This is a genomic window from Rouxiella badensis (genome assembly GCF_026967515.2).
GTDB classification, from domain to species: domain Bacteria; phylum Pseudomonadota; class Gammaproteobacteria; order Enterobacterales; family Enterobacteriaceae; genus Rouxiella; species Rouxiella badensis.
Genome location: NZ_CP114062.1, coordinates 220,521 through 240,405, shown reverse-complemented (window position 1 = coordinate 240,405; position 19,885 = coordinate 220,521). Strand labels below are relative to the sequence as shown.

Here is a 19,885-nt window from a genome sequence, read left to right as displayed (position 1 = left end):
TATTTCTTTAAAATGTTAAAAAACTTTCGGCCACTTTGTGCGGTTTTTTGATTTCAAATCCTGACGATGTAAATAGGATTTCATTTATTTAATAACTGCATCCTTACAGACATCATGGGATAACATTTATTACCATCAAATTTAACAATTGATTATTCTGGTTTCCAATTCGGGCTATTCCAAATAAGTAACGTAGCGTAACTTCTCCAGGGTTTCCAAATTTCGGCATAGCGATTTATTGTTCCAGGCGTCATATTTGGGAACCGCTGCTTTATTAAATAGTCGCTGTGTAAAAAGAGGTCTCTCTCGCCCCAGGCGCGCATAGCAATGTAGCTGGCGGTCCAGCCGCCGATCCCCGGCATCGCCAGCAGCTGCTTCATCCCCTGCCGTGCATCGGTAATGCCGTAGAGCGGCAACTCCCCGTTTTCTATCGATTTTGCCAGATTAATCAGGCATGCCGCACGCTTGGCCTGCACGCCGAGGGCGCGCAGCGCATCCACTTCAAGTGCTGCTACGCGGGCCGGGGTGGGAAACAAGTGCGTCAACGCTTCGTAGGGCGTATCAACCGTCTCGCCGCACAGCCTGGCCAGTCTGGTGCAGAAGGTTGCCGCCATCTTGACGCTGACCAGCTGGCCAAGAATGGCGCGGACCGCAAGCTCGAAGCTGTCGATACAGCCGGGCAAGCGCAGCCCCGCCGCCTCTTCCGCTAATGGCCCCAGTGCCTGCGCGATGGCCTGTGGGTCAGCGTCCAAATCCAGCAGATTGCGCACTCTTCGTTTTACCGTCTCGATGTGTGGCACGAGAGAAGGAGAGACCTCCAGCTCAACGGCGTGCAGGCTTTCCCGGGGCCGCCAACTGAGCCAGCCGCTGACGCTTAAATCCTCTTCCTTTATTGCCAGCGTTCTTTTATAGCTGAAACCTTCGGGCCCCTGGTCGTCAAACTGTTCAATGCCTGCGAGCGCCCTCGCCCCGAGAAAGGCGGTCATCCAGCCCCAGTCATAAGGAGGATTATAAGGAAGGAGATATTTTGCGTTGGCCACCGGGAAGTCCTTAATAAATGGTTAACATCAGACAGATTAATAAATGTAGCCTACGCGGCGCGAAGGCCTGCATCAGCGCCGTAGAGTCATCATTAGCTAAAGATTGTCTTAGTCAACAGCCTTTAATGAAATATGACCGGACGATAGGGTTAGAGTTATTCGTTAATTGTGAATATTTTGTTTTATCAAGTTAAATAATATAGGCGGTTTATTTGAGCAATGAAATCATCGGCGATAAAAAATGCCGCTAATTTGTTCGCAGCCGGGGTCTTTTTTATCCGTCATTTGTTAACAACCCTTCTTCCCTCTTTATCTCCTACTTCCTTCTTGCCTGCCGGCAACGACTCCGGTAAAGTCGCCCCCCTTCTTTGGCATGGGGAACCGTGATGTTTATTGGATTTGACTACGGTACGGCGAATTGCTCCGTCGCCGTGATGCGTGACAACGACGCAGAACTTTTGGCGTTAGAAAATGGCGATGCTTATTTGCCTTCCATGCTTTGTGCACCGACGCGTGAAGCAGTCAGTGAATGCTTGCATCGTCACTGGCAGGTACCAACGGGCAGCGATGAGAATCAGCAGCTGTTGCGCCGCAGCATGAGCTTCAACCGTGAAGAAGATATTCAGGTCAATAGCAACAGCGTGCACTTCGGTCTACAGGCGCTGGCGACCTATATGGAAGATCCGGAAGACGTTTACTTCGTGCGATCGCCGAAGTCGTTCCTCGGGGCCAACGGCCTTAAGCCGCAGCAGATAGCTCTGTTTGAAGACCTGGTCTGCGCCATGATGTTCCACATCAAGCGCCAGGCCGAATCGGTGGTACAGCAGACCATCGAGCAGACCGTGATTGGTCGCCCGATCAACTTCCAGGGTATGGGTGGCGAAGAAGCCAACCGTCAGGCGCAGGGTATCCTTGAACGTGCCGCGGCGCGTGCCGGTTTCCGCGATGTGGCCTTCCAGTTCGAGCCGGTCGCAGCGGGTCTGGACTTTGAGGCTACGCTGACCGAAGACAAAACCGTGCTGGTGGTCGATATCGGCGGCGGTACCACCGACTGCTCCGTGCTGTTGATGGGACCGAGCTGGCGCGGCAAGGCTGAGCGTCAGCACAGCCTGCTGGGCCATAGCGGCTGCCGCGTAGGCGGTAACGATCTGGACATCATGACCGCTTTCAAACAGCTGACCCCGCAGTTTGGCATGGGCAGCGAATCACAGAAAGGCATCGCGATGCCGTCATTGCCCTTCTGGAATGCGGTTGCCACCAACGACGTTCCCGCGCAGCAAGATTTCTACAGCGTGGCAAACGGCCGTATGCTTCGCGACATGATCCGTGATGCGGCGAATCCCGATCAGGTTAAACGCCTGCTGAAGGTCCACCAGCAGCGCCTGAGCTACCGTCTGGTGCGGGCGGCGGAGGAGAGCAAGATTGCGCTGTCCGAACGCCAGAGCGTTACCGCCGCATTGGACTTTATCGAGTCGGGTCTGGCGGAAAGCATCAGCCAACAGCAGCTCAGCGAAGCCATCGCGCAGCCGCTGGAACGCATTCAGGAGCAGGTCAGCCTTGCGCTTGCCAGCAGCGACATCAAGCCGGACGTCATCTATCTGACCGGCGGTAGTGCGCGCTCACCTCTGTTGCGTACAGCATTGCAGGAACAGCTGCCGGGTATCCCGCTGGTCGGGGGCAACGATTTTGGCTCGGTTACCGCCGGTCTGGCGCGCTGGGCGCAAACGCTGTTCCGTTAACAGCGACCGACCGCCTGATAAAAGAAAAGCGCCAGACTCACGTCGGCGCTTTTCTTGTTTATTAACCGGCTAACCGGTCAAAACCAGGCATTACTTCCAGGCACTGGCCTTATCCAGAGCCTCGATGTCGCCTTTGTCGAGTTTCAATTTGGTGGCCAGAGAGAGATCCTCAAGCTGCTTCAACGAGGTGGCACTCACGATAGGCGCGGTGATGCTCGGACGCGCAATCAGCCAGGCCAGCGAAACCTGCGTCGGAGACGCGCGGTGTTTCTCGGAAATTTCATCCAGCGCCTGAATGATTTTGTGCCCGCGATCGTTAAGGTACTTTTCAACCACACCGCCGCCGCGCTTACTCTTAGTGGCGTCTTCCTTGCTGCGGTATTTACCCGACAGGAATCCGCTCGCCAGCGAATAGTAGTTGATCACGCCAACGTCATTGTCGGTCACCACTTTCTCCAGACCTGACTCATAGTCTTTGCGGTCGTAGAGGTTGTACTCGGGTTGCAGCGTCTCGTAACGCGCCAGACCCTGCTCTTTGGAAACTTTCAGCGCCTCGGCGAAGCGGGTCGCCGAATAGTTGGAGCCGCCGATGGCACGAACCTTACCTTCTTTGATCAGTTCATCGAAAGTGGCCAGCGTGTCGGCTAACGGAGTGTCTTCGTCATCTTTATGCGCCTGATACAGGTCGATGTAGTCCGTTTGCAGACGCTTGAGCGAGTTTTCAACCGACTGTCTAATGTAGCTCGGGGACAGGCCTTTTTGACCGTCGCCCATCTCCATGCCCACCTTGGTCGCCAGAACAATTTTATCGCGCTTGCCGCTCTTCTTCAGCCAGTTACCGATGATGGTCTCCGACTCACCGCCCTGATTACCCTCGGCCCAGCGAGAGTATACGTCGGCAGTATCGATAAAATTAAGTTGGTGTTCCAAAAGCGCATCAAGAACGCTGAAAGAGGTCGATTGGTCGATAGTCCAGCCAAATACGTTGCCGCCAAAGGTCAGCAAAGGAACCTGGATACCGGAACGACCCAATTCTCTTTTACTCATCATGCTCTCCTTTTTCTGATGACTTACTATGAATGAAGAATTTGATTAGCCTGCAAATCACAGTACTAACCTTAGCACCTTGAGCCGATAATACTCAGTCATCATCACCCGGTTTTATTGTCACAGAATGAAAGGGACTCCTTATTTCCTCCATTTTTTCACCCCCGAGATTCGCTAAACTGTGCAACGATGTGAAGGTGATTTCTGCTCGCTAAAATAAAAAATCAACGAATCAGAACGTTGAATGAAGTCCGCCAAGGAAGGCGTTAACGTAAAAGTCCGGATTTCTAGGGTCGACGCGGGTGCTCTATCCGCTTATGCTTTTATTCTCTGTCTATTTCCACGGGTATTCGGTAAGCCAGAAAAGCTGAATCAACGCAGTGAGCAATAACCTCAATTTAGGCACTATTTATTATTGGGCACGACAAATCGATGACTGAGGCTACAGGAACCACCCTACCTATTTCAGTGCGCTGGCAGCTATGGATTGTCGCCTTCGGCTTCTTTATGCAGTCCCTCGACACCACCATCGTCAACACCGCCCTGCCTTCGATGGCCTTAAGCCTCGGCGTGAACCCGCTACACATGCACAGCGTGGTGGTTGCCTACGTGCTCACCGTGGCGGTGATGCTGCCCGCCAGCGGCTGGCTGGCCGACAAGGTTGGCGTCAAATGGGTGTTCTTCTCGGCCATCGTGCTGTTTACCCTCGGCTCACTGCTCTGCGCGCAGTCGACCACGCTGCAACAGCTGGTGATGTCGCGCGTGCTGCAAGGAGTCGGCGGTGCGATGATGGTGCCGGTCGGGCGGCTGACGGTACTCAAGATAGTGCCACGCAGTGAATACATGGCGGCCATGACCTTCGTCACCCTGCCCGGACAGATTGGCCCGCTGATGGGCCCGGCGCTCGGCGGTTTTCTGGTGCAGTACGCCAGCTGGCACTGGATCTTCCTGATTAACCTGCCCGTGGGGCTGGCAGGCGCTATCGCCACGCTCACGCTGATGCCAAACTACAAGATGCAGACGCGGCGCTTCGACATCAGCGGCTTTGTCATGCTGGCGGTCTGCATGGCAACCCTCACGCTGGCGCTGGAAGGAAACAAAGGCCTGGGCCTTTCGCCGCTGACGCTGGTCGCCCTGGTCATCGTCGGTGCGGCGGCGCTCGGCGCTTATTGGCTGCACGCGCGCGGCAATCTCTCGGCGCTTTTTTCGCTGCGCCTGTTTCACACCAAAACCTTTTCCATTGGGCTAACCGGCAGTTTCCTCGGCCGCATCGGCAGCGGCATGCTGCCGTTTATGACGCCGGTATTCCTGCAACTGGGAATGGGCTTTACCCCGTTCCACGCGGGGCTAATGATGATCCCGATGGTGCTCGGCAGCATGGGGATGAAACGTATTGTCGTCAGGCTGGTCAATAAGCTCGGCTATCGCCGGGCGCTGGTGAGTGCCACGCTGCTGCTTTCTGTAATAACCCTTTGCATGCCGCTGGTCGCCATTTACGGCGCCTATTGGATGATCCCGGTGGTGCTGTTCTTCCAGGGCATGGTCAACTCTCTGCGCTTCTCATCGATGAATACGCTGACGCTCAAAGATTTACCGCCGCGTCTTGCCAGCAGCGGTAACAGCCTGCTGTCGATGATTATGCAGCTTTCCATGAGTCTGGGGGTGAGCGTAGCCGGCATTCTGATTGGCCTGTTTGCCCATCAGCAGATAGACCCCGGCAGCGACGCGATGCAAAGCGCCTTCATTTATTGCTATTTCTGCATGACGCTTATCATTGCCTTCCCAGCGTGGATTTTCCTGCGCGTACCGGACGAATCGCAAACCAACGTCATCCTTGATCGCCGCCACAACGCCACGGCCTCCTCCGACCCAGCGAGAAAATCATGAAACCAGGTATCACCGCCAAGCTGTTTCTGGCCATCTTTCTCACCAGCAGTCTGGTGATGGTCACCATGAACTGGGGCGTTCGAATGAGCTTCGAGCGGGGCTTCATCGACTATATCCGCCACGGCAACGAGCAGCGGGTGGAGATGATCGCCGACTATCTTCAGCAGCAGTACGAGCAGCACGGCAACTGGGATTTCGTTAAAAATAACGATAAAGCCGTCTACCAGATGATGCACACCTTCGACCAGAACGACGAAAACAGTCAGATTTTGCCACCGGTCGGCTGGCGGACAAAATTCTGGATACTCGACAGCAGCAATCAGCGCATCGCCGGTTCCGAGTCGGATATCCCGCCCGATTTGGTCGGCACCGGGCGACAAATGAGGGTCAAAGGCGAGCTTATTGGCACCGTAGTCTCCACCCCCGCCGAGCGCCTGACCCGCAATGCCGACATCAACTTTGACCAGCAGCAGAGACGCACCAGCTGGATAATCATGGGTTTCACCACGCTGCTTGCCGCCGCCGTCACCTGGCTGCTCTCGCGCGGCATGCTGGCGCCGGTGAAAAGGCTGGTCAAAGGCACCCATCAGCTGGCCGCCGGTGATTTCAGCAGCCGGGTCGAGGTGGGCACTCAGGATGAACTCGGCAAGCTGGCGCAAGACTTTAACCAACTGGCGATGACGCTGGAAAAAAATGAGCAGATGCGGCGCGCCTTTATGGCCGATATCTCGCACGAGCTGCGCACGCCGCTGGCGGTGCTGCGCGGTGAGCTCGAGGCAATACAGGACGGCGTGAGGAAAATGTCAATGGAGTCGCTGGCCTCGCTACAGTCCGAGGTCGCCATCCTGACCAAGCTGGTTGACGACCTCTACCAGCTGTCGCTGTCCGACGCGGGCGCGTTGGCCTACCGCAAGGAAGAGACCGACGCCGTGCATCTGATTCAACTGGCCGAGGCCGCCTTTCGCGAACGCTTCCACGCCAAGCAGCTGCATCTGACCAGCACGCTGCCCGACAAGGCGCCGATATTTGGCGATCCGCATCGGCTTTCCCAACTGTTTAATAATCTGCTTGAAAATAGCCTGCGCTATACTGATTCAGGTGGCGGTCTGGATATTATCGCCACCCGTCGTGACAAGTGCCTACAGGTTTATTTTCAGGACAGCGCACCGGGGCTGAACGAAGAGCAGCTTCTGCGGATATTTGAGCGTTTTTACCGTACAGAAGGATCGCGTAACCGCGCCAGTGGCGGTTCCGGTCTCGGGTTGGCTATCTGCCAGAACATCGTCGAGGCCCACGGAGGTAAAATCAGAGCCGAGCATTCTCCAACGGGTGGCATCAGGATTATCCTGCAGCTGCCACTTTCACTTCCTAGCGGACAAAGAATGTAATGAATGAATTCGCCCATGCGGAAGCACAACCGCTTAAAATTTTGATCGTTGAAGATGAACCCAAGCTCGGCCAACTGCTGGTGGATTACCTACAGGCTGCGGGCTATGCCACCGAGTGGCTGACCAACGGCAACGACGTGGTGCCGCTGGTGCAGAGCAATCCACCGACCATGATCTTGCTTGACCTGATGCTGCCCGGCAGCAGCGGGCTTAGTATCTGCCGTGATATCCGGCAGTTTTCTGATATTCCAATCATGATGGTGACGGCGAAAACCGAAGAGATCGACCGCCTGCTCGGGCTTGAGATAGGTGCCGATGACTATATCTGCAAACCTTACAGCCCGCGCGAAGTCGTGGCACGCGTTAAAACCATTTTGCGTCGCTGCTACCGCCCGAACGAACCGATGGCCGACGGCGTAGGGCTACACATCGACGAAGGCTGTTTCCAGGCACATTATCAGGGCGTTGAACTGGACCTGACTCCCGCCGAATTCCGCCTGCTCAAGACGCTGTCGATAAAACCGGGCTACGTGTTCACTCGTGAAGCGTTGCTAAACAATCTGTACGATGATTACCGCGTGGTGACCGACAGGACCATCGACAGCCACATCAAAAATCTTCGCCGCAAGCTGGAGTCTATCGACGGTGACAAGGCGTTTATCCGCGCCGTCTATGGGGTAGGCTACCGATGGGAAGCAGATCCTTGTCGGTTAACATAAGTCTGCTGCATATGTCACAAATTCATCTGAAAATCTAAAGTAACGGGTTTTTCCTGCGGTTGAAAATTAACCATTGGCTATAATGAGTGATGGATTATTCAACTACTGGAGGTACCTTTATGGCGACGGGTCACTATGATCTTAAAAAAGCGAAGAACGGACAGTTTCACTTTAACCTGAAGGCCGGTAACGGAGAAGTTATCCTTAGCAGCGAAATGTACGCCAGCAAAGCGTCTGCTGAGAATGGAATTACTTCTGTGCAAATCAATGCCGCCGACGAAGGACAATATGAGATCAAGCCCAGTAAAGACGGGCAGCACTATTTTGTGCTGCGGGCAAAAAATCATCAGGTCATTGGCGTCAGTGAAATGTACACAGCTGCAAGTGCTGCTCAAAAGGGCATGAAGTCGGTAGTCCAAAATGGTCCGAGTACGGACATTCGCGATCTGACGACTCATCACTAGCTAAACTTGAGCACCTTGGTGTGAAACTCGGTGTGAAATACGACGCTGCCCCGTAAAGGCAGCGTCAATAGTTTTAAAGAAGTTGATCTGCATCATTCCAACCGCAAATAGCCTTAATCCCCTACTTCTCTTCGCTATTTTCATCGCTACAATTCCGGCCTTTCTCCCCCGCAGCGTCTATCGTCGCGGCCCTGACCTGAAATCAGACAATAGCCATAGAGACTCGCCATGTTAACCCCAGAACTCCTCTCGCCCGCCGGTACGCTCAAGAATATGCGTTACGCCTTTGCCTACGGTGCCGACGCCGTGTACGCCGGTCAGCCGCGCTACAGCCTTCGGGTCCGCAATAACGAATTCAATCATCAGAATCTGGCGCTCGGTATCGCCGAAGCGCATGCGCTGGGCAAGAGATTTTACGTAGTCGTCAACATCGCGCCGCACAATGCCAAGCTGAAAACCTTTCTGCGCGATCTCCAGCCGGTGATCGACATGCAGCCTGACGCATTGATCATGTCAGATCCGGGCCTGATCATGATGGTGAGAGAGGCTTTTCCACAGATGGAGATACACCTGTCGGTGCAGGCCAATGCGGTAAACTGGGCAACGGTCAAATTCTGGCAGCAGATGGGGCTCGGCCGCGTCATTCTCTCTCGTGAACTGTCGCTGGAGGAGATAGCCGAGATCCGCAAGCAGGTTCCTGAAATGGAGCTTGAGGTGTTTGTGCATGGCGCGCTTTGCATGGCGTATTCCGGCCGTTGTCTCCTTTCAGGCTACATCAATAAACGCGATCCGAATCAGGGGACCTGCACCAACGCCTGCCGCTGGGAATACAAGGTTCAGGAAGGCAAAGAGGATGAGGTCGGCAATATCGTCCACCAGCACCCGCCTGTCGCCATTAAGCAAATTGAAACGGTCACGCCAACCTTAGGCGCAGGGCAACCAACGGACCGCGTATTTATGCTCGAGGAAGCCCTCAATCCGGGTGAGCACATGAGTGCGTTCGAAGACGAGCACGGCACCTATATTATGAACTCCAAAGATTTGCGGGCCATCGAACACGTTGCCAGCCTGACGCAGATGGGCGTGCATTCATTAAAAATTGAGGGTCGCACCAAGTCGTTTTATTACTGTGCCCGCACGGCGCAGGTCTACCGCCGCGCCATTGACGATGCCGTCGCCGGTAAGCCCTTTGACCCGACGCTGCTCACCACGCTAGAAGGCCTCGCCCATCGCGGCTACACCGAGGGTTTTCTTCGTCGTCACGTGCATCAGGCGCAGCAGAATTACGACTATGGTTTCTCCGTCAGCAACAGACAGCAGTTTGCCGGCGAATTCACCGGACAACGCGGCAGTGGGCGTAACGAAGGCTGGGCCGAGGTTGACGTCAAAAATCGTTTCTCGGTCGGCGACAGCATCGAAATCATGACCCCCGAAGGTAACGTGCAGTTTTTCATACAACAGATGCATAACAAGAAAGGGGAAGACATCGACGTCGCACCGGGAAACGGCCACTTTGTTTATTTGCCGGTGCCGCAGGAAATGCCTTTGGCCTTCGCGATTCTATTAAGGAATCTGCTGGATAATACTAATACCCGTAATCCAAACCTTTAATTAAATCAATAAACACCGTTTCAATGCGGTGTTTATTTCCACTTTAGATGCAAAAACTAGAATTTGATCACAATACGGCTTCGGCCTTTCGGGTTAATATATTTCCCGCAGCAAGACCCGAATGGAAAAAAACCGTATAAAACAGTCACCACCTCTTCGCCGGCTCAAACACCCTTGAGCTGGCACTATTTTATTTGTACCTTATCCCGTTTTTCCCTCCTCATTAATAATTAATTAACACCTTGCTAATTTAAAAATATATTAATAGTTAATGGCTCAGCTGTTTAATTACTGCGCAATCATTACCATTAATCTCAGGCCTGTTGGCGCTTTTCCTTGAAAATTCTTATGGCTATTAGTAACAATAATCATTTACTTTATAGCCATAGGCAAAATTAAGCATGGAGGGTGCAATGAAGGTTCAGACACAGGCAATGCTGATAATAAATGGAAAAGGTGCCAGCAATGAAGCCCTACGCGAGGCGGTGTACAACCTGCGAGCAGAAGGCGTAGAGCTTGCCGTTCGCGTCACCTGGGAGCACGGCGATGCCGCACGCTACGTGATTGAAGCCATTGAGCTCGGCGTTGAAACGGTGATTGCCGGCGGAGGTGATGGCACCATCAACGAAGTCGCGAGCGCCCTTATCACCCATTCAACGGATTCGCGCCCTGCCCTGGGGATTATTCCACTTGGCACCGCCAATGACTTTGCCACCAGTTGCAGCATCCCAATTGAGATGGATCAGGCGCTGAAGCTCGCCGTTCAGGGCCGTGCGACGGATATCGATCTGGCGCGCGTCAACAACGAGCACTATTTTATCAACATGGCGACCGGCGGTTTCGGCACGCGGATCACCACCGAAACGCCCGAAAAACTCAAGTCTGCGCTGGGGGGCGTTTCATACTTTATCCACGGCCTGTTGAGAATGGATACCCTCAAAGCCGACCGCTGCGAGATTACTGGCCCCGACTTCACATGGCAAGGCGATGCGCTGGTCATTGGCATTGGCAATGGACGTCAGGCCGGCGGCGGTCAGGTGATTTGTCCCGACGCACTGATCAACGACGGGCTGATACAGCTCCGCCTGCTGACGGCGGAAGAGCTGTTGCCATCGTTTCTGCGCAGCCTACTGAGCGACGAAGAGAACAAGAATATTCTCTCGGCCTCGCTGCCGTGGTTGGAAATCAATGCCCCTCACGATATGACCTTTAACCTCGACGGTGAACCGCTCACCGGAAAGCATTTTCGCATCGACATCCTGCCAAATGCGCTACAGTGCCGCCTGCCGCCACACTGTGCACTGCTGGGGTAATCCCCGGCAGTTTTGCTTTACCGCTTCCTTCTGCACGTCCCCGACTGAGTGAATAACAATCGCGCAACAAACTGTGATCTCATCCTGCAAAAATCGATCTGCATACTTGTATGGTAGTTAGATAAGGGCGTATTTTTTCATCAATGCATAACGCCTGTTCTCCTGCAAAAGGTCTTGTCTGATGAAAATAGTTAACGCCGAAGTGTTCGTTACCTGCCCAGGTCGCAACTTTGTGACCCTCAAAATTACCACCGACGACGGCCTCACAGGCCTGGGTGATGCCACGTTGAACGGTCGTGAACTGCCCGTAGCCTCTTATCTGAAAGACCATGTCTGCCCGCAGCTGATAGGCCGCGACGCGCATCAGATTGAGGATATCTGGCAGTTTTTCTACAAGGGCGCGTACTGGCGTCGTGGCCCTGTCACTATGTCGGCGATTTCAGCCGTTGACGTGGCGCTGTGGGACATCAAGGCCAAGGCCGCCAACATGCCGCTTTATCAGTTGCTGGGCGGCGCATCGCGCACCGGCGTGATGGTGTACTGCCACACCACCGGCCATTCTGTCGATGAAGTGCTGGAAGACTATGCGCGCCACAAAGAAGAAGGTTTCAAGGCCATTCGCGTGCAGTGCGGCGTACCGGGGATGAAAACCAGCTATGGCGTCACCAAAGGCAAAGGCTTGGCCTACGAACCGGCCACCAAAGGCAATTGGCCAGAGGAACAGCTGTGGTCGACTGAAAAATACCTCGATTTCACCCCAAAACTGTTCGAGGCGGTGCGTGATAAATATGGTTTTAACGAGCACCTGCTGCACGACATGCACCACCGCCTGACGCCGATTGAAGCCGCGCGGTTCGGCAAGAGCGTCGAGGACTATCGCCTGTTCTGGATGGAGGATCCGACGCCAGCTGAAAATCAGGAATGTTTCCGACTGATCCGCCAGCATACCGTCACGCCGATCGCCGTCGGCGAGGTCTTTAACAGTATCTGGGACTGTAAACAGCTGATTGAAGAGCAGTTGATCGACTATATCCGCACCACTATCACCCACGCCGGTGGGGTGACCGGTATGCGCCGCATCGCCGACTTCGCCTCGCTGTATCAGGTGCGTACCGGATCGCACGGCCCGTCGGATCTGTCGCCGGTGTGCATGGCCGCCGCGCTGCACTTCGACCTGTGGGTGCCGAACTTCGGCGTGCAGGAATACATGGGTTATTCCGAGCAGATGCTCGAGGTGTTCCCACATAACTGGACCTTCGATAACGGCTACATGCATCCGGGCGAAAAACCGGGGATAGGCATCGAATTCGACGAGAAGCTGGCGGCGAAATATCCCTACGATCCGGCGTATCTGCCCGTCGCAAGACTGGAAGACGGCACGCTGTGGAGCTGGTAATCGAATCAACGCCTTCATTGAGAGCAACATCATGAAAAGTATTGTTATTCAGCAACCGGGTAAACTGACTATCGAGACCCGCCCGCTGCTGCAACCTGCACCGGGAGAGGTGCGCATAAAAGTCAGCTACGCCGGTATCTGCGGCTCGGACGTACACATTTTTCACGGCCACAACCCCTTCGCCAAATACCCACGGGTCATCGGCCACGAGTTCTTCGGCCATATAGACAGCGTGGGCCAAGGCGTTGACCCGGCGCGCATCGGCGAACGCGTGGTGATTGACCCGGTGGTCAGCTGCGGCCATTGCTATCCCTGCTCGGTAGGTCGTCCCAATGTGTGCAGCGAATTGCAGGTTATCGGTGTACACCGTGATGGAGGATTCAGCGACTACGCCGTCGCCCCGGCGCAAAACGCCTATCAAGTGCCGCCGTCAATTCCCGATTCACTCGCCAGCATGGTTGAACCTTTTACTATCGCGGCCAACATCACCGCCTTCCTGAAGCCGACGCCTCAGGATACCGCCCTGGTTTATGGCGCAGGCCCAATGGGGCTGACGGTGATTCAGGTTCTCAAGGGCGTTTACGGCGTGCAGAAGGTCATTGTGACTGACCGCATCGATGAACGCCTGCAAATGGCACGCGAGAACGGGGCAGACTGGGCTATCAACAATCAGCATCAGTCGGTGGCAGAACCGTTGGCGGTGGAAAACATACGCCCAACGCTGGTGATTGACGCCGCCTGTCATCCGGCCATTTTGCAGGAGGCCATCAACGTCGCCTCTCCTGCCGCTCGCATCGGTATGATGGGGTTCTCCGGCGAGGCCAGCAGCATCACGCAGCAAAGCATTACCAGTAAAGAAATTTCACTGTTCTCGTCGCGCCTCAACAGCCATCGTTTTCCGCAGGTTATTGAGTGGATGTCGCAGGGCAAGCTTAATCCCGAAAAACTGGTGACGCACTGTATGCCAGGTGAAGAGATTGAAGCCGCAATGACCTTATTCGAGAAAGATCAGCGCGCCTGCTGCAAAGTGCTGCTCAAGTTTTAATGCTTTATTTATGGGCCTGAAATTTGAGGCCCATTTATTTAATACCAAAAGTCTTAACCCTGAATACCCTAATTAAAAACCTCACGCATCACTATTAAAATAACACCAAGTGGAGCTGCTCATGTTTAAGAATCTACGCTGGATCATCGTACTCCTGCTGTGTCTGGTCTACATGATAAATTACCTCGATCGCGTTGCACTTTCGATTACTGTCCCGATGATAGAGAAAGAGCTGACTATTAATCCCGAGCAGTTTGGGATGATATTTGGCAGCTTCTTCTTCGGCTACGCCATATTTAATTTCCTTGGCGGATTAGCGGTCGATAAATTTGGCCCGACGTTAGTCATGGGTCTCGCCGTCGGGCTGTGGTCAATATTCTGCGGCATGACCGCCATCGCCACCGGTTTTTATTCGATGCTGATTTTGCGGGTATTATTCGGCATGGCCGAAGGCCCTATCTGCGCATCGGCGAATAAAATGATCAACGGCTGGTTTCCGAAAAAACAGGCCGCGACCGCGATGGGCTTACTCAGCGCCGGATCACCGCTCGGCGGAGCAGTCGCTGGCCCGATTGTCGGCTATCTGGCGATTTCTTTCGGCTGGCGTCCGGCATTTATGATTATCGCCTCAATAGGTATTGTCTGGATGCTGGTATGGTTCTTCACTGCTGCCGATAATCCAGAGAAAAGTCATCGCGTTACCGAGCATGAGCGCCAGTGGGTTAATCGGTTGAAAACCGAGAAAATCAATGACGAAGAGGACCTGACCCAATCTGCGCAGACGCTGGGGTATTATCTGCGCCAGCCTATTATTCTGGTCACCGCCTTCGCCTTCTTCTGCTACAACTATATTCTGTTTTTCTTCTTAAGCTGGTTCCCGGCGTATCTGGTGCAGGCGCACGGCTTGAATATTAAAGAGATGAGTCTGACGACGGTTATTCCGTGGATTGTCGGATTCTTTGGTCTGGCACTCGGCGGTATTATTTCCGATAAAATATTTAACCTCACTGGCCGCCTGCTGTTATCACGCAAAATTGTGTTGGTCGTCAGCCTGTTGGCGGCAGCGATTTGCGTCGCGCTGGCGGGCGTAGTGACCCGCGTGGTACCCGCGGTAATGCTGATGTCGGTGTCTATTTTCTTCCTCTACACCACCGGCGCAATTTATTGGGCGATTATTCAGGACGTGGTGCATAAATCGAAAGTCGGCAGCGCCAGCGGCTTTATTCATCTCATCGGCAGCGTGTCCGGCATTATTGGTCCGATTGCCACCGGCTTTATTGTGCAAAATACCGGTCACTTCGACAGCGCCTTTATTCTGGCCGGTGGCGTGGCGGCGCTGGGCGCAATTCTGGTGTTCTTTGTTATCAAACCACCAAAACATCAGCCCCAGACCCGTATCTCTCACTCCTGAGCCCATTCCCCCGGCCTGACGGTCGGGGATACCTGGAGCACCCTACAATGACACAGGTTTCAACCTCGTCTCAGGCCGCGATGTCTCAGCAAGAACGTTCGCTGTTAAAACGCGTCGCCGGAGCATCGGCCATCGGCACGGCCGCCGAGTACTACGACTTTTTTGCCTACGGAACCGCAGCCGTGCTGTTCTTCGGCCAGCTGTTCTTCCCGAGCTCTGATCCGCTGGTCAGCACGCTGGCGGCCTTTGCCACCTATGCCGTCGGATTTCTGGCCCGCCCGCTTGGCGGTATCGTCTTCGGCCATATCGGCGACAAGGTCGGCCGCAAGAAGGCGCTGGTCATCACCATTTTGATTGTCGGGCTGGGCACCTTCTGTATCGGCCTGCTGCCCACCTATGAAAAAATTGGCTTCTGGGCGCCGGTATTATTGATTCTGATCCGCGTGCTGCAAGGATTTGGCGTCGGCGGCGAACAGGCAGGCGCGGTGCTAATGACCGCCGAATATTCGCGCCCTGAACGTCGTGGATTCTTCGCCAGCTGGGTGCAGATTGGCGCGCCGCTTGGCTTTTTGCTGCCCTCGGCCCTGTTTGCGGTGCTGAACTCACAGCTTAGCGCCGAACAAATGCTGGCCTGGGGATGGCGCATTCCGTTCCTGATTAGCCTGCTGCTGGTGATTATTGGCTTGTTTATCCGCTTACGAATTGACGAATCACCGGTTTTCGCTGAAATCCGTAAAACCAAAGCGGTCGAGTCGCGGCCGGTTATCGAGGTGATTCGCCGCTATCCCGGCATTATCGTCAAAGGCGTGTGCGCGAAGCTTATCGAGGCCTGCGCCTTCGCGATGTTTACCGTTATCGTGCTCGCCTTCGGCAAGGCCAATCACCTCAGCGCCAGCGTGCTGCTCGATACGATGATTGTTGCGGTGATTCTGGAAATTATTTCGATACCGCTGATGGGTAAACTTTCCGATAAAGTCGGCCGCAGGCCGGTTTACATGGCTGGTACTCTGCTGCTAGTGATAGGTATCGTGCCTTTCTTTCTGGTGTTGAAGCAGGACACCTTCTGGATGACGCAGATAGCGATGATTCTGGCGCTGACCTTTGGCCACAGCATGTGCTATGCCCCGCAGGCGTCATACTTTCCGGAGCTGTTCCCCACCCGCATTCGCTGTAGCGGCATCGCGCTAATTTGGCAGATTGGCTCACTCATTGGCAGCGGCGTGCTGGGATTGGTGGCGGTCAAAATCCTGCAGGCGACCGGCGGCGATTACCATGGGCTAGCTATTTATATGATTGTACTAGGTATCATCTCTTTTATCGGCCTAATGCTCATGCCAGAAACCGCACCCGGCGTGCGCGGTAGCGAATACCACAGCTGGGGAGAAAAACGCTAAACCTTGGCGGGCAAAGTCTTTTCAGACATAGGCCTTTGCCCGCAGCCAAAACAACATCCAGCGCAAAACCTCTTGGAAAGTCATGCTATTATGAGGCTATCTCAATTTCGGAATTCCGCCTTCGCCATGACAGAATCTTATGAGTTGAACGGTAACGTACCGGTAAATCAGCAAATTTATCGCACCCTGCGACAGGATATCGTTGCCTGCGTGATACCGCCCGGCGCGTTTCTTTCCGAAAAAGAAATCTCGGCACGGTTCAACGTTTCCCGCCAGCCGGTCCGCGAGGCCTTTATCAAGCTGGCCGAGGCCGGACTGGTCCAGGTGCTGCCTCAGCGCGGCACCTTCGTGATGAAGATTTCAGCCAAACGCGTTGCCGATGGGCGTTTTATTCGCGAGGCGCTGGAGACGGCGGTTATTCGCCGGGCGGCAGGCGTAGTGACAGACCACGACCTCTCTCTGCTGGCACACAATCTTCAACGCCAGGAACTGGCGGCAAAAAGCCATCAGGCGCAGGAGTTTTTGCAGCTGGATGACGAATTTCACCGCCTGATTGCACAGATTATTGACTGCCGACTGGCGTGGGAAACGATTGAGAATATCAAGGCCACCATGGACCGTGTGCGCTTCTTTTCACTGAGCAAAGTCTCTCCACCAGAAAATCTTATCGCCCAGCATTACACTATCTATGCCGCCCTCGAGGCAAGAGACCCCGACGCCGCCGAGCAGGCGCTGCGTGCCCATTTGCAGGAGATGATCTTCTCTATCACGCCCATCGCGGAACAAAACAGCGAATGGTTCGACGTCGAATAACGGCAATCAACCGCAAATAGAGTGCGATCCGCTCCACGTTTTATGCAGTCCGAGCCAACCTGTATAACAGGGTAGAGTAAGCTAACTACCACGACTTACTGGCAGGAGACACGTGATGACGGTCATTGACGCTTTATCTACGCCGCTGCAAAAACTCTACTACAATGCCCAAAATACGCTGCCGTTGTCTCATCTCGACGAAGAGAAGATCTGCCAGATTGCCCGCGATCTCGACAGCGTGGGCAGCGACAAAGAGCACTACGTCACCGGCTGGATGGCGCTCAATCCGGTGGTATTGATCCGCCGCTATCAAAACAAACGCGGCAGCGCCGACGGTATCGTATTCACCCGCAGCAATCAGTACCGCCTGAGCGTGCAGTCGGTCATGTTTAGCATCCCCAAACCCTTACTGTGGATCACCTTTCGTCGCCGGCCAAGGACAATGAAAGTGATTACTTACAATCGTTTAGACACCACGCAGAATGGGCTTCAGCAATATCAAAATATTCAGGAAGACGAGGTTAAGGCGCGGCTTGAGGCCGACTGGCGCGAGCTGAATGATTATCTGGGGCTCGCCTGTTGGCAGCGGGAAAACGGCCAGCCGCTGTGGAACGCGTTGCAGGACAGCATCACGGCCGACAGGCTGCTCGGACTGTGCAATAGCCTGTTCTTCACCAACGGTAAGCTGCAAAAAGAGGGAGAGTTCGAGGGACTGTGGCACAAGGGGATGTTTATTGCCCGACGCAACGACGGTGCGGCAGCGTTTATGCTGGCCTGGCAACATCCCGAGACCCACGCGGTGGCCAGCTATCTGTTTGAAATATTGAAAAAGAATACTGGCCCCACTCGCCTCAGGCTTTCACTTCGACCCCACAAGCAGGAGAAGTTCTACCCGTTAAACCCCTTCGATGCGCAGCATCTACACGATGCGCTACAAATGTTTGAACGGGCAGAAGGTGCCTTAGGCTGCTTTGAGCAACAGCGTCACCACCAGCGATGAAAATGGTGAACCGGGCCGATGCCCTCACCCACTTCCAGAGAGTCCGCCTGCTGCAACGCCTGCTGTAAATAGTCTTTGGCTGCGCTGACGGTGTCAATCCAGTTAGCTTTTCTCGGCCTGATTGCAGCCAGCGCGGCGCTGAGTGTGCAGCCAGTGCCGTGCGTATTACGGGTGGCAATGCGCGGCGCAGTAAAGCGTTCACGATAGTGAGCGGTCATTAACCAGTCAGGGCTTTCACTGTCACTCAGATGGCCTCCTTTCATCAATACCGCTTCACACCCCATCTCCAAAAGCGCTTCACCTTGGCGGCACATCTCACGCTCGTCGGTCGCGACGGCGCAGTCCAACAGCGCCGCCGCCTCAGGTAGATTTGGCGTAATCAGCGACACCTGCGGCAACAGCCATTTACGCAGCGCCTCCACGGCGTCCGGCGTCAGCAGCGGGTCACCGCTTTTTGCCAGCATCACGGTGTCCAGCACCACGTAGGCCGGAGCCTTTTCCAGCTTACGGTAATAGCGCAGCCGCTCTGCGACCACTTCCACCACCTGTGTGTTGGCCAGCATGCCGATTTTGGCGCTGTCAATGCGCACGTCGCTCAGCACCGAGTCGAGCTGTGCCCCCACGAATAGCGGATCAATGTGATAGACCGACTGCACGCCACGGGTGTTTTGCGCCACCAGTGCGGTGATAACGCTGGTGCCATAGGCCTCCAGCGCGGAGAAAGTTTTCAGGTCAGCCTGAATACCCGCACCGCCGCTTGGGTCAGTGCCTGCAATGGTGAGCGCATTAATACGTCGGGTCATAGCGCCCCTCCGTTAAGCTTTTCAGCATCAAGCAGATAGAGATTGTCCATAAATGCCGGCGTAAAGCTGCCCGGCCCCTTAGCCACCTCGCAGGCGAGCTCACCGGCGCGAGACATCACGCGGCAGGCCGCAGCCACGTTTGCCAAACGGTCGCCCGGCAAAGAGGTAAAAGCGGCAACCACGGCCGAGAGCGCACAGCCAGTGCCCACTACGCGGGTCATTAGCACATTGCCACCCGGCACTGACACACTGTTTTCACCGTCGGTGACGTAGTCAATCTCGCCGGTGACCGCAATAATCGCACCGGTCTGGCGAGCCAAAGTTTGCGCAGCAGGCAGTGCGGCCAATGAAGTGTCGGCGCTGTCGACACCACGACCAGAAGCCGCCAGGCCGCTGAGCGCCATGATTTCAGACGCGTTTCCGCGGATTGCAGCAGGCTGAAGTCTGATGATTTCCTGACAAAACTCTGAGCGCCAGTTGAGTGCGCCGACGGCAACCGGATCAAGCACCCACGGCTTCTGCGCCTGGTTAGCGGCGTGAATGGCGGCAAGCATGGATTCGGCACGGGATTCGGTGAGCGTACCGACGTTCACCAGCAGCGCGCTGGCCATGGCGCTGAACTGCGCGGCTTCACGCGGGTCAACCACCATCGCCGGAGAAGCCCCGAGTGCCAGAAGAACGTTCGCGGTGATCGACTGCACCACGTCATTGGTGATGCAATGCACCAGCGGAGAAGCTTGACGAAGATGTTGTAAGGCACTGGCGGCGTATGCGCCGGGAAAAACGGTAGGTCGAGTGGTCATAAAACTCCCAAC

General features: G+C 54.8%; 17 protein-coding genes. 13 read left to right on the top strand and 4 right to left on the bottom strand.

The window, feature by feature from the left end; translation table 11 throughout:
• Positions 1–152: 152 nt before the first annotated feature.
• Positions 153–1,040 (bottom strand): DNA-3-methyladenine glycosylase 2, encoded by an 888-nt coding sequence (gene alkA, locus O1V65_RS01300; protein ID WP_269130102.1) that lies wholly within the window; start codon positions 1,038–1,040, stop codon positions 153–155.
• Between the two features lie 386 nt (positions 1,041–1,426).
• Between alkA and yegD the strand changes: the two genes are divergently transcribed.
• Positions 1,427–2,779, top strand: coding sequence for a molecular chaperone (gene yegD / locus O1V65_RS01295; protein WP_017492404.1), 1,353 nt, complete (start codon positions 1,427–1,429; stop codon positions 2,777–2,779).
• A gap of 90 nt (positions 2,780–2,869) precedes the next feature.
• Here yegD and O1V65_RS01290 read toward each other — a convergent pair whose 3' ends face one another.
• A complete protein-coding gene (locus O1V65_RS01290; RefSeq protein ID WP_017492403.1) occupies positions 2,870–3,826 on the bottom strand; it encodes an aldo/keto reductase in 957 nt (318 codons plus the stop codon).
• Positions 3,827–4,258: 432 nt separating this feature from the next.
• Between O1V65_RS01290 and mdtD the strand changes: the two genes are divergently transcribed.
• From mdtD to O1V65_RS01230, 12 genes are all read left to right on the top strand, one after another.
• The gene (gene mdtD / locus O1V65_RS01285; RefSeq protein ID WP_269130101.1) at positions 4,259–5,713 is read left to right on the top strand and encodes a multidrug transporter subunit MdtD; all 1,455 of its coding nucleotides are present in this window, start codon (positions 4,259–4,261) and stop codon (positions 5,711–5,713) included.
• Positions 5,710–7,101 (top strand): envelope stress sensor histidine kinase BaeS, encoded by a 1,392-nt coding sequence (gene baeS / locus O1V65_RS01280; protein WP_084912113.1) that lies wholly within the window; start codon positions 5,710–5,712, stop codon positions 7,099–7,101. The genes mdtD and baeS overlap by 4 nt, the downstream gene beginning before the upstream one ends.
• Positions 7,101–7,820: an envelope stress response regulator BaeR gene (baeR, locus tag O1V65_RS01275; RefSeq protein WP_017492401.1), complete on the top strand. Its 720-nt coding sequence runs from the start codon at positions 7,101–7,103 to the stop codon at positions 7,818–7,820. Before baeS ends, baeR begins: the two co-directional genes overlap by 1 nt.
• 119 nt (positions 7,821–7,939) lie before the next feature.
• Entirely contained in the window at positions 7,940–8,284 is a 345-nt protein-coding gene (locus tag O1V65_RS01270) for a YegP family protein (protein ID WP_017492400.1), read from the top strand.
• Between the two features lie 228 nt (positions 8,285–8,512).
• Positions 8,513–9,895, top strand: coding sequence for a prephenate-dependent tRNA uridine(34) hydroxylase TrhP (trhP, locus tag O1V65_RS01265; protein ID WP_017492398.1), 1,383 nt, complete (start codon positions 8,513–8,515; stop codon positions 9,893–9,895).
• 413 nt (positions 9,896–10,308) lie between these two features.
• On the top strand, positions 10,309–11,208 hold the full coding sequence (yegS, locus tag O1V65_RS01260) for a lipid kinase YegS (RefSeq protein ID WP_269130100.1): 900 nt from the start codon (positions 10,309–10,311) through the stop codon (positions 11,206–11,208).
• 181 nt (positions 11,209–11,389) lie between these two features.
• Positions 11,390–12,604 (top strand): D-mannonate dehydratase ManD, encoded by a 1,215-nt coding sequence (gene manD, locus O1V65_RS01255; protein ID WP_017492396.1) that lies wholly within the window; start codon positions 11,390–11,392, stop codon positions 12,602–12,604.
• A 31-nt stretch (positions 12,605–12,635) separates the two neighbouring features.
• Entirely contained in the window at positions 12,636–13,649 is a 1,014-nt protein-coding gene (locus tag O1V65_RS01250; protein ID WP_084912115.1) for a Zn-dependent oxidoreductase, read from the top strand.
• Between the two features lie 121 nt (positions 13,650–13,770).
• Entirely contained in the window at positions 13,771–15,060 is a 1,290-nt protein-coding gene (locus O1V65_RS01245; protein WP_017492394.1) for an MFS transporter, read from the top strand.
• A gap of 47 nt (positions 15,061–15,107) precedes the next feature.
• Complete coding sequence (locus O1V65_RS01240) at positions 15,108–16,454, top strand: MFS transporter (protein ID WP_017492393.1); 1,347 nt, start codon at positions 15,108–15,110, stop codon at positions 16,452–16,454.
• Between the two features lie 126 nt (positions 16,455–16,580).
• Positions 16,581–17,267 carry a GntR family transcriptional regulator gene (locus tag O1V65_RS01235; protein ID WP_017492392.1) on the top strand — a complete coding sequence of 229 codons (687 nt, stop codon included), beginning with the start codon at positions 16,581–16,583 and terminating at the stop codon, positions 17,265–17,267.
• 115 nt (positions 17,268–17,382) lie between these two features.
• Complete coding sequence (locus O1V65_RS01230) at positions 17,383–18,267, top strand: hypothetical protein (protein ID WP_269130099.1); 885 nt, start codon at positions 17,383–17,385, stop codon at positions 18,265–18,267.
• On the opposite strand, the gene thiD is transcribed toward O1V65_RS01230, so the two are convergent.
• Together thiD and thiM are read right to left on the bottom strand one after the other, a co-directional pair.
• Complete coding sequence (thiD, locus tag O1V65_RS01225; RefSeq protein WP_017492390.1) at positions 18,252–19,070, bottom strand: bifunctional hydroxymethylpyrimidine kinase/phosphomethylpyrimidine kinase; 819 nt, start codon at positions 19,068–19,070, stop codon at positions 18,252–18,254. The two genes, O1V65_RS01230 and thiD, sit on opposite strands and share 16 nt — an antisense overlap.
• The gene (gene thiM / locus O1V65_RS01220) at positions 19,067–19,873 is read right to left on the bottom strand and encodes a hydroxyethylthiazole kinase (protein WP_227955825.1); all 807 of its coding nucleotides are present in this window, start codon (positions 19,871–19,873) and stop codon (positions 19,067–19,069) included. The genes thiD and thiM overlap by 4 nt, the downstream gene beginning before the upstream one ends.
• Positions 19,874–19,885 lie beyond the last annotated feature (12 nt).

What these genes read in the sequence shown, in the direction of transcription:
- yegD (WP_017492404.1), top strand. Translation starts at nt 1,427, where the DNA reads ATGTTTATTGGATTTGACTACGGTACGGCGAATTGCTCCGTCGCCGTG.
- O1V65_RS01290 (WP_017492403.1), bottom strand. Translation starts at nt 3,826, where the DNA reads ATGAGTAAAAGAGAATTGGGTCGTTCCGGTATCCAGGTTCCTTTGCTG.
- mdtD (WP_269130101.1), top strand. Translation starts at nt 4,259, where the DNA reads ATGACTGAGGCTACAGGAACCACCCTACCTATTTCAGTGCGCTGGCAG.
- baeS (WP_084912113.1), top strand. Translation starts at nt 5,710, where the DNA reads ATGAAACCAGGTATCACCGCCAAGCTGTTTCTGGCCATCTTTCTCACC.
- baeR (WP_017492401.1), top strand. Translation starts at nt 7,101, where the DNA reads ATGAATGAATTCGCCCATGCGGAAGCACAACCGCTTAAAATTTTGATC.
- O1V65_RS01270 (WP_017492400.1), top strand. Translation starts at nt 7,940, where the DNA reads ATGGCGACGGGTCACTATGATCTTAAAAAAGCGAAGAACGGACAGTTT.
- trhP (WP_017492398.1), top strand. Translation starts at nt 8,513, where the DNA reads ATGTTAACCCCAGAACTCCTCTCGCCCGCCGGTACGCTCAAGAATATG.
- yegS (WP_269130100.1), top strand. Translation starts at nt 10,309, where the DNA reads ATGAAGGTTCAGACACAGGCAATGCTGATAATAAATGGAAAAGGTGCC.
- manD (WP_017492396.1), top strand. Translation starts at nt 11,390, where the DNA reads ATGAAAATAGTTAACGCCGAAGTGTTCGTTACCTGCCCAGGTCGCAAC.
- O1V65_RS01250 (WP_084912115.1), top strand. Translation starts at nt 12,636, where the DNA reads ATGAAAAGTATTGTTATTCAGCAACCGGGTAAACTGACTATCGAGACC.
- O1V65_RS01245 (WP_017492394.1), top strand. Translation starts at nt 13,771, where the DNA reads ATGTTTAAGAATCTACGCTGGATCATCGTACTCCTGCTGTGTCTGGTC.
- O1V65_RS01240 (WP_017492393.1), top strand. Translation starts at nt 15,108, where the DNA reads ATGACACAGGTTTCAACCTCGTCTCAGGCCGCGATGTCTCAGCAAGAA.
- O1V65_RS01235 (WP_017492392.1), top strand. Translation starts at nt 16,581, where the DNA reads ATGACAGAATCTTATGAGTTGAACGGTAACGTACCGGTAAATCAGCAA.
- O1V65_RS01230 (WP_269130099.1), top strand. Translation starts at nt 17,383, where the DNA reads ATGACGGTCATTGACGCTTTATCTACGCCGCTGCAAAAACTCTACTAC.
- thiD (WP_017492390.1), bottom strand. Translation starts at nt 19,070, where the DNA reads ATGACCCGACGTATTAATGCGCTCACCATTGCAGGCACTGACCCAAGC.
- thiM (WP_227955825.1), bottom strand. Translation starts at nt 19,873, where the DNA reads ATGACCACTCGACCTACCGTTTTTCCCGGCGCATACGCCGCCAGTGCC.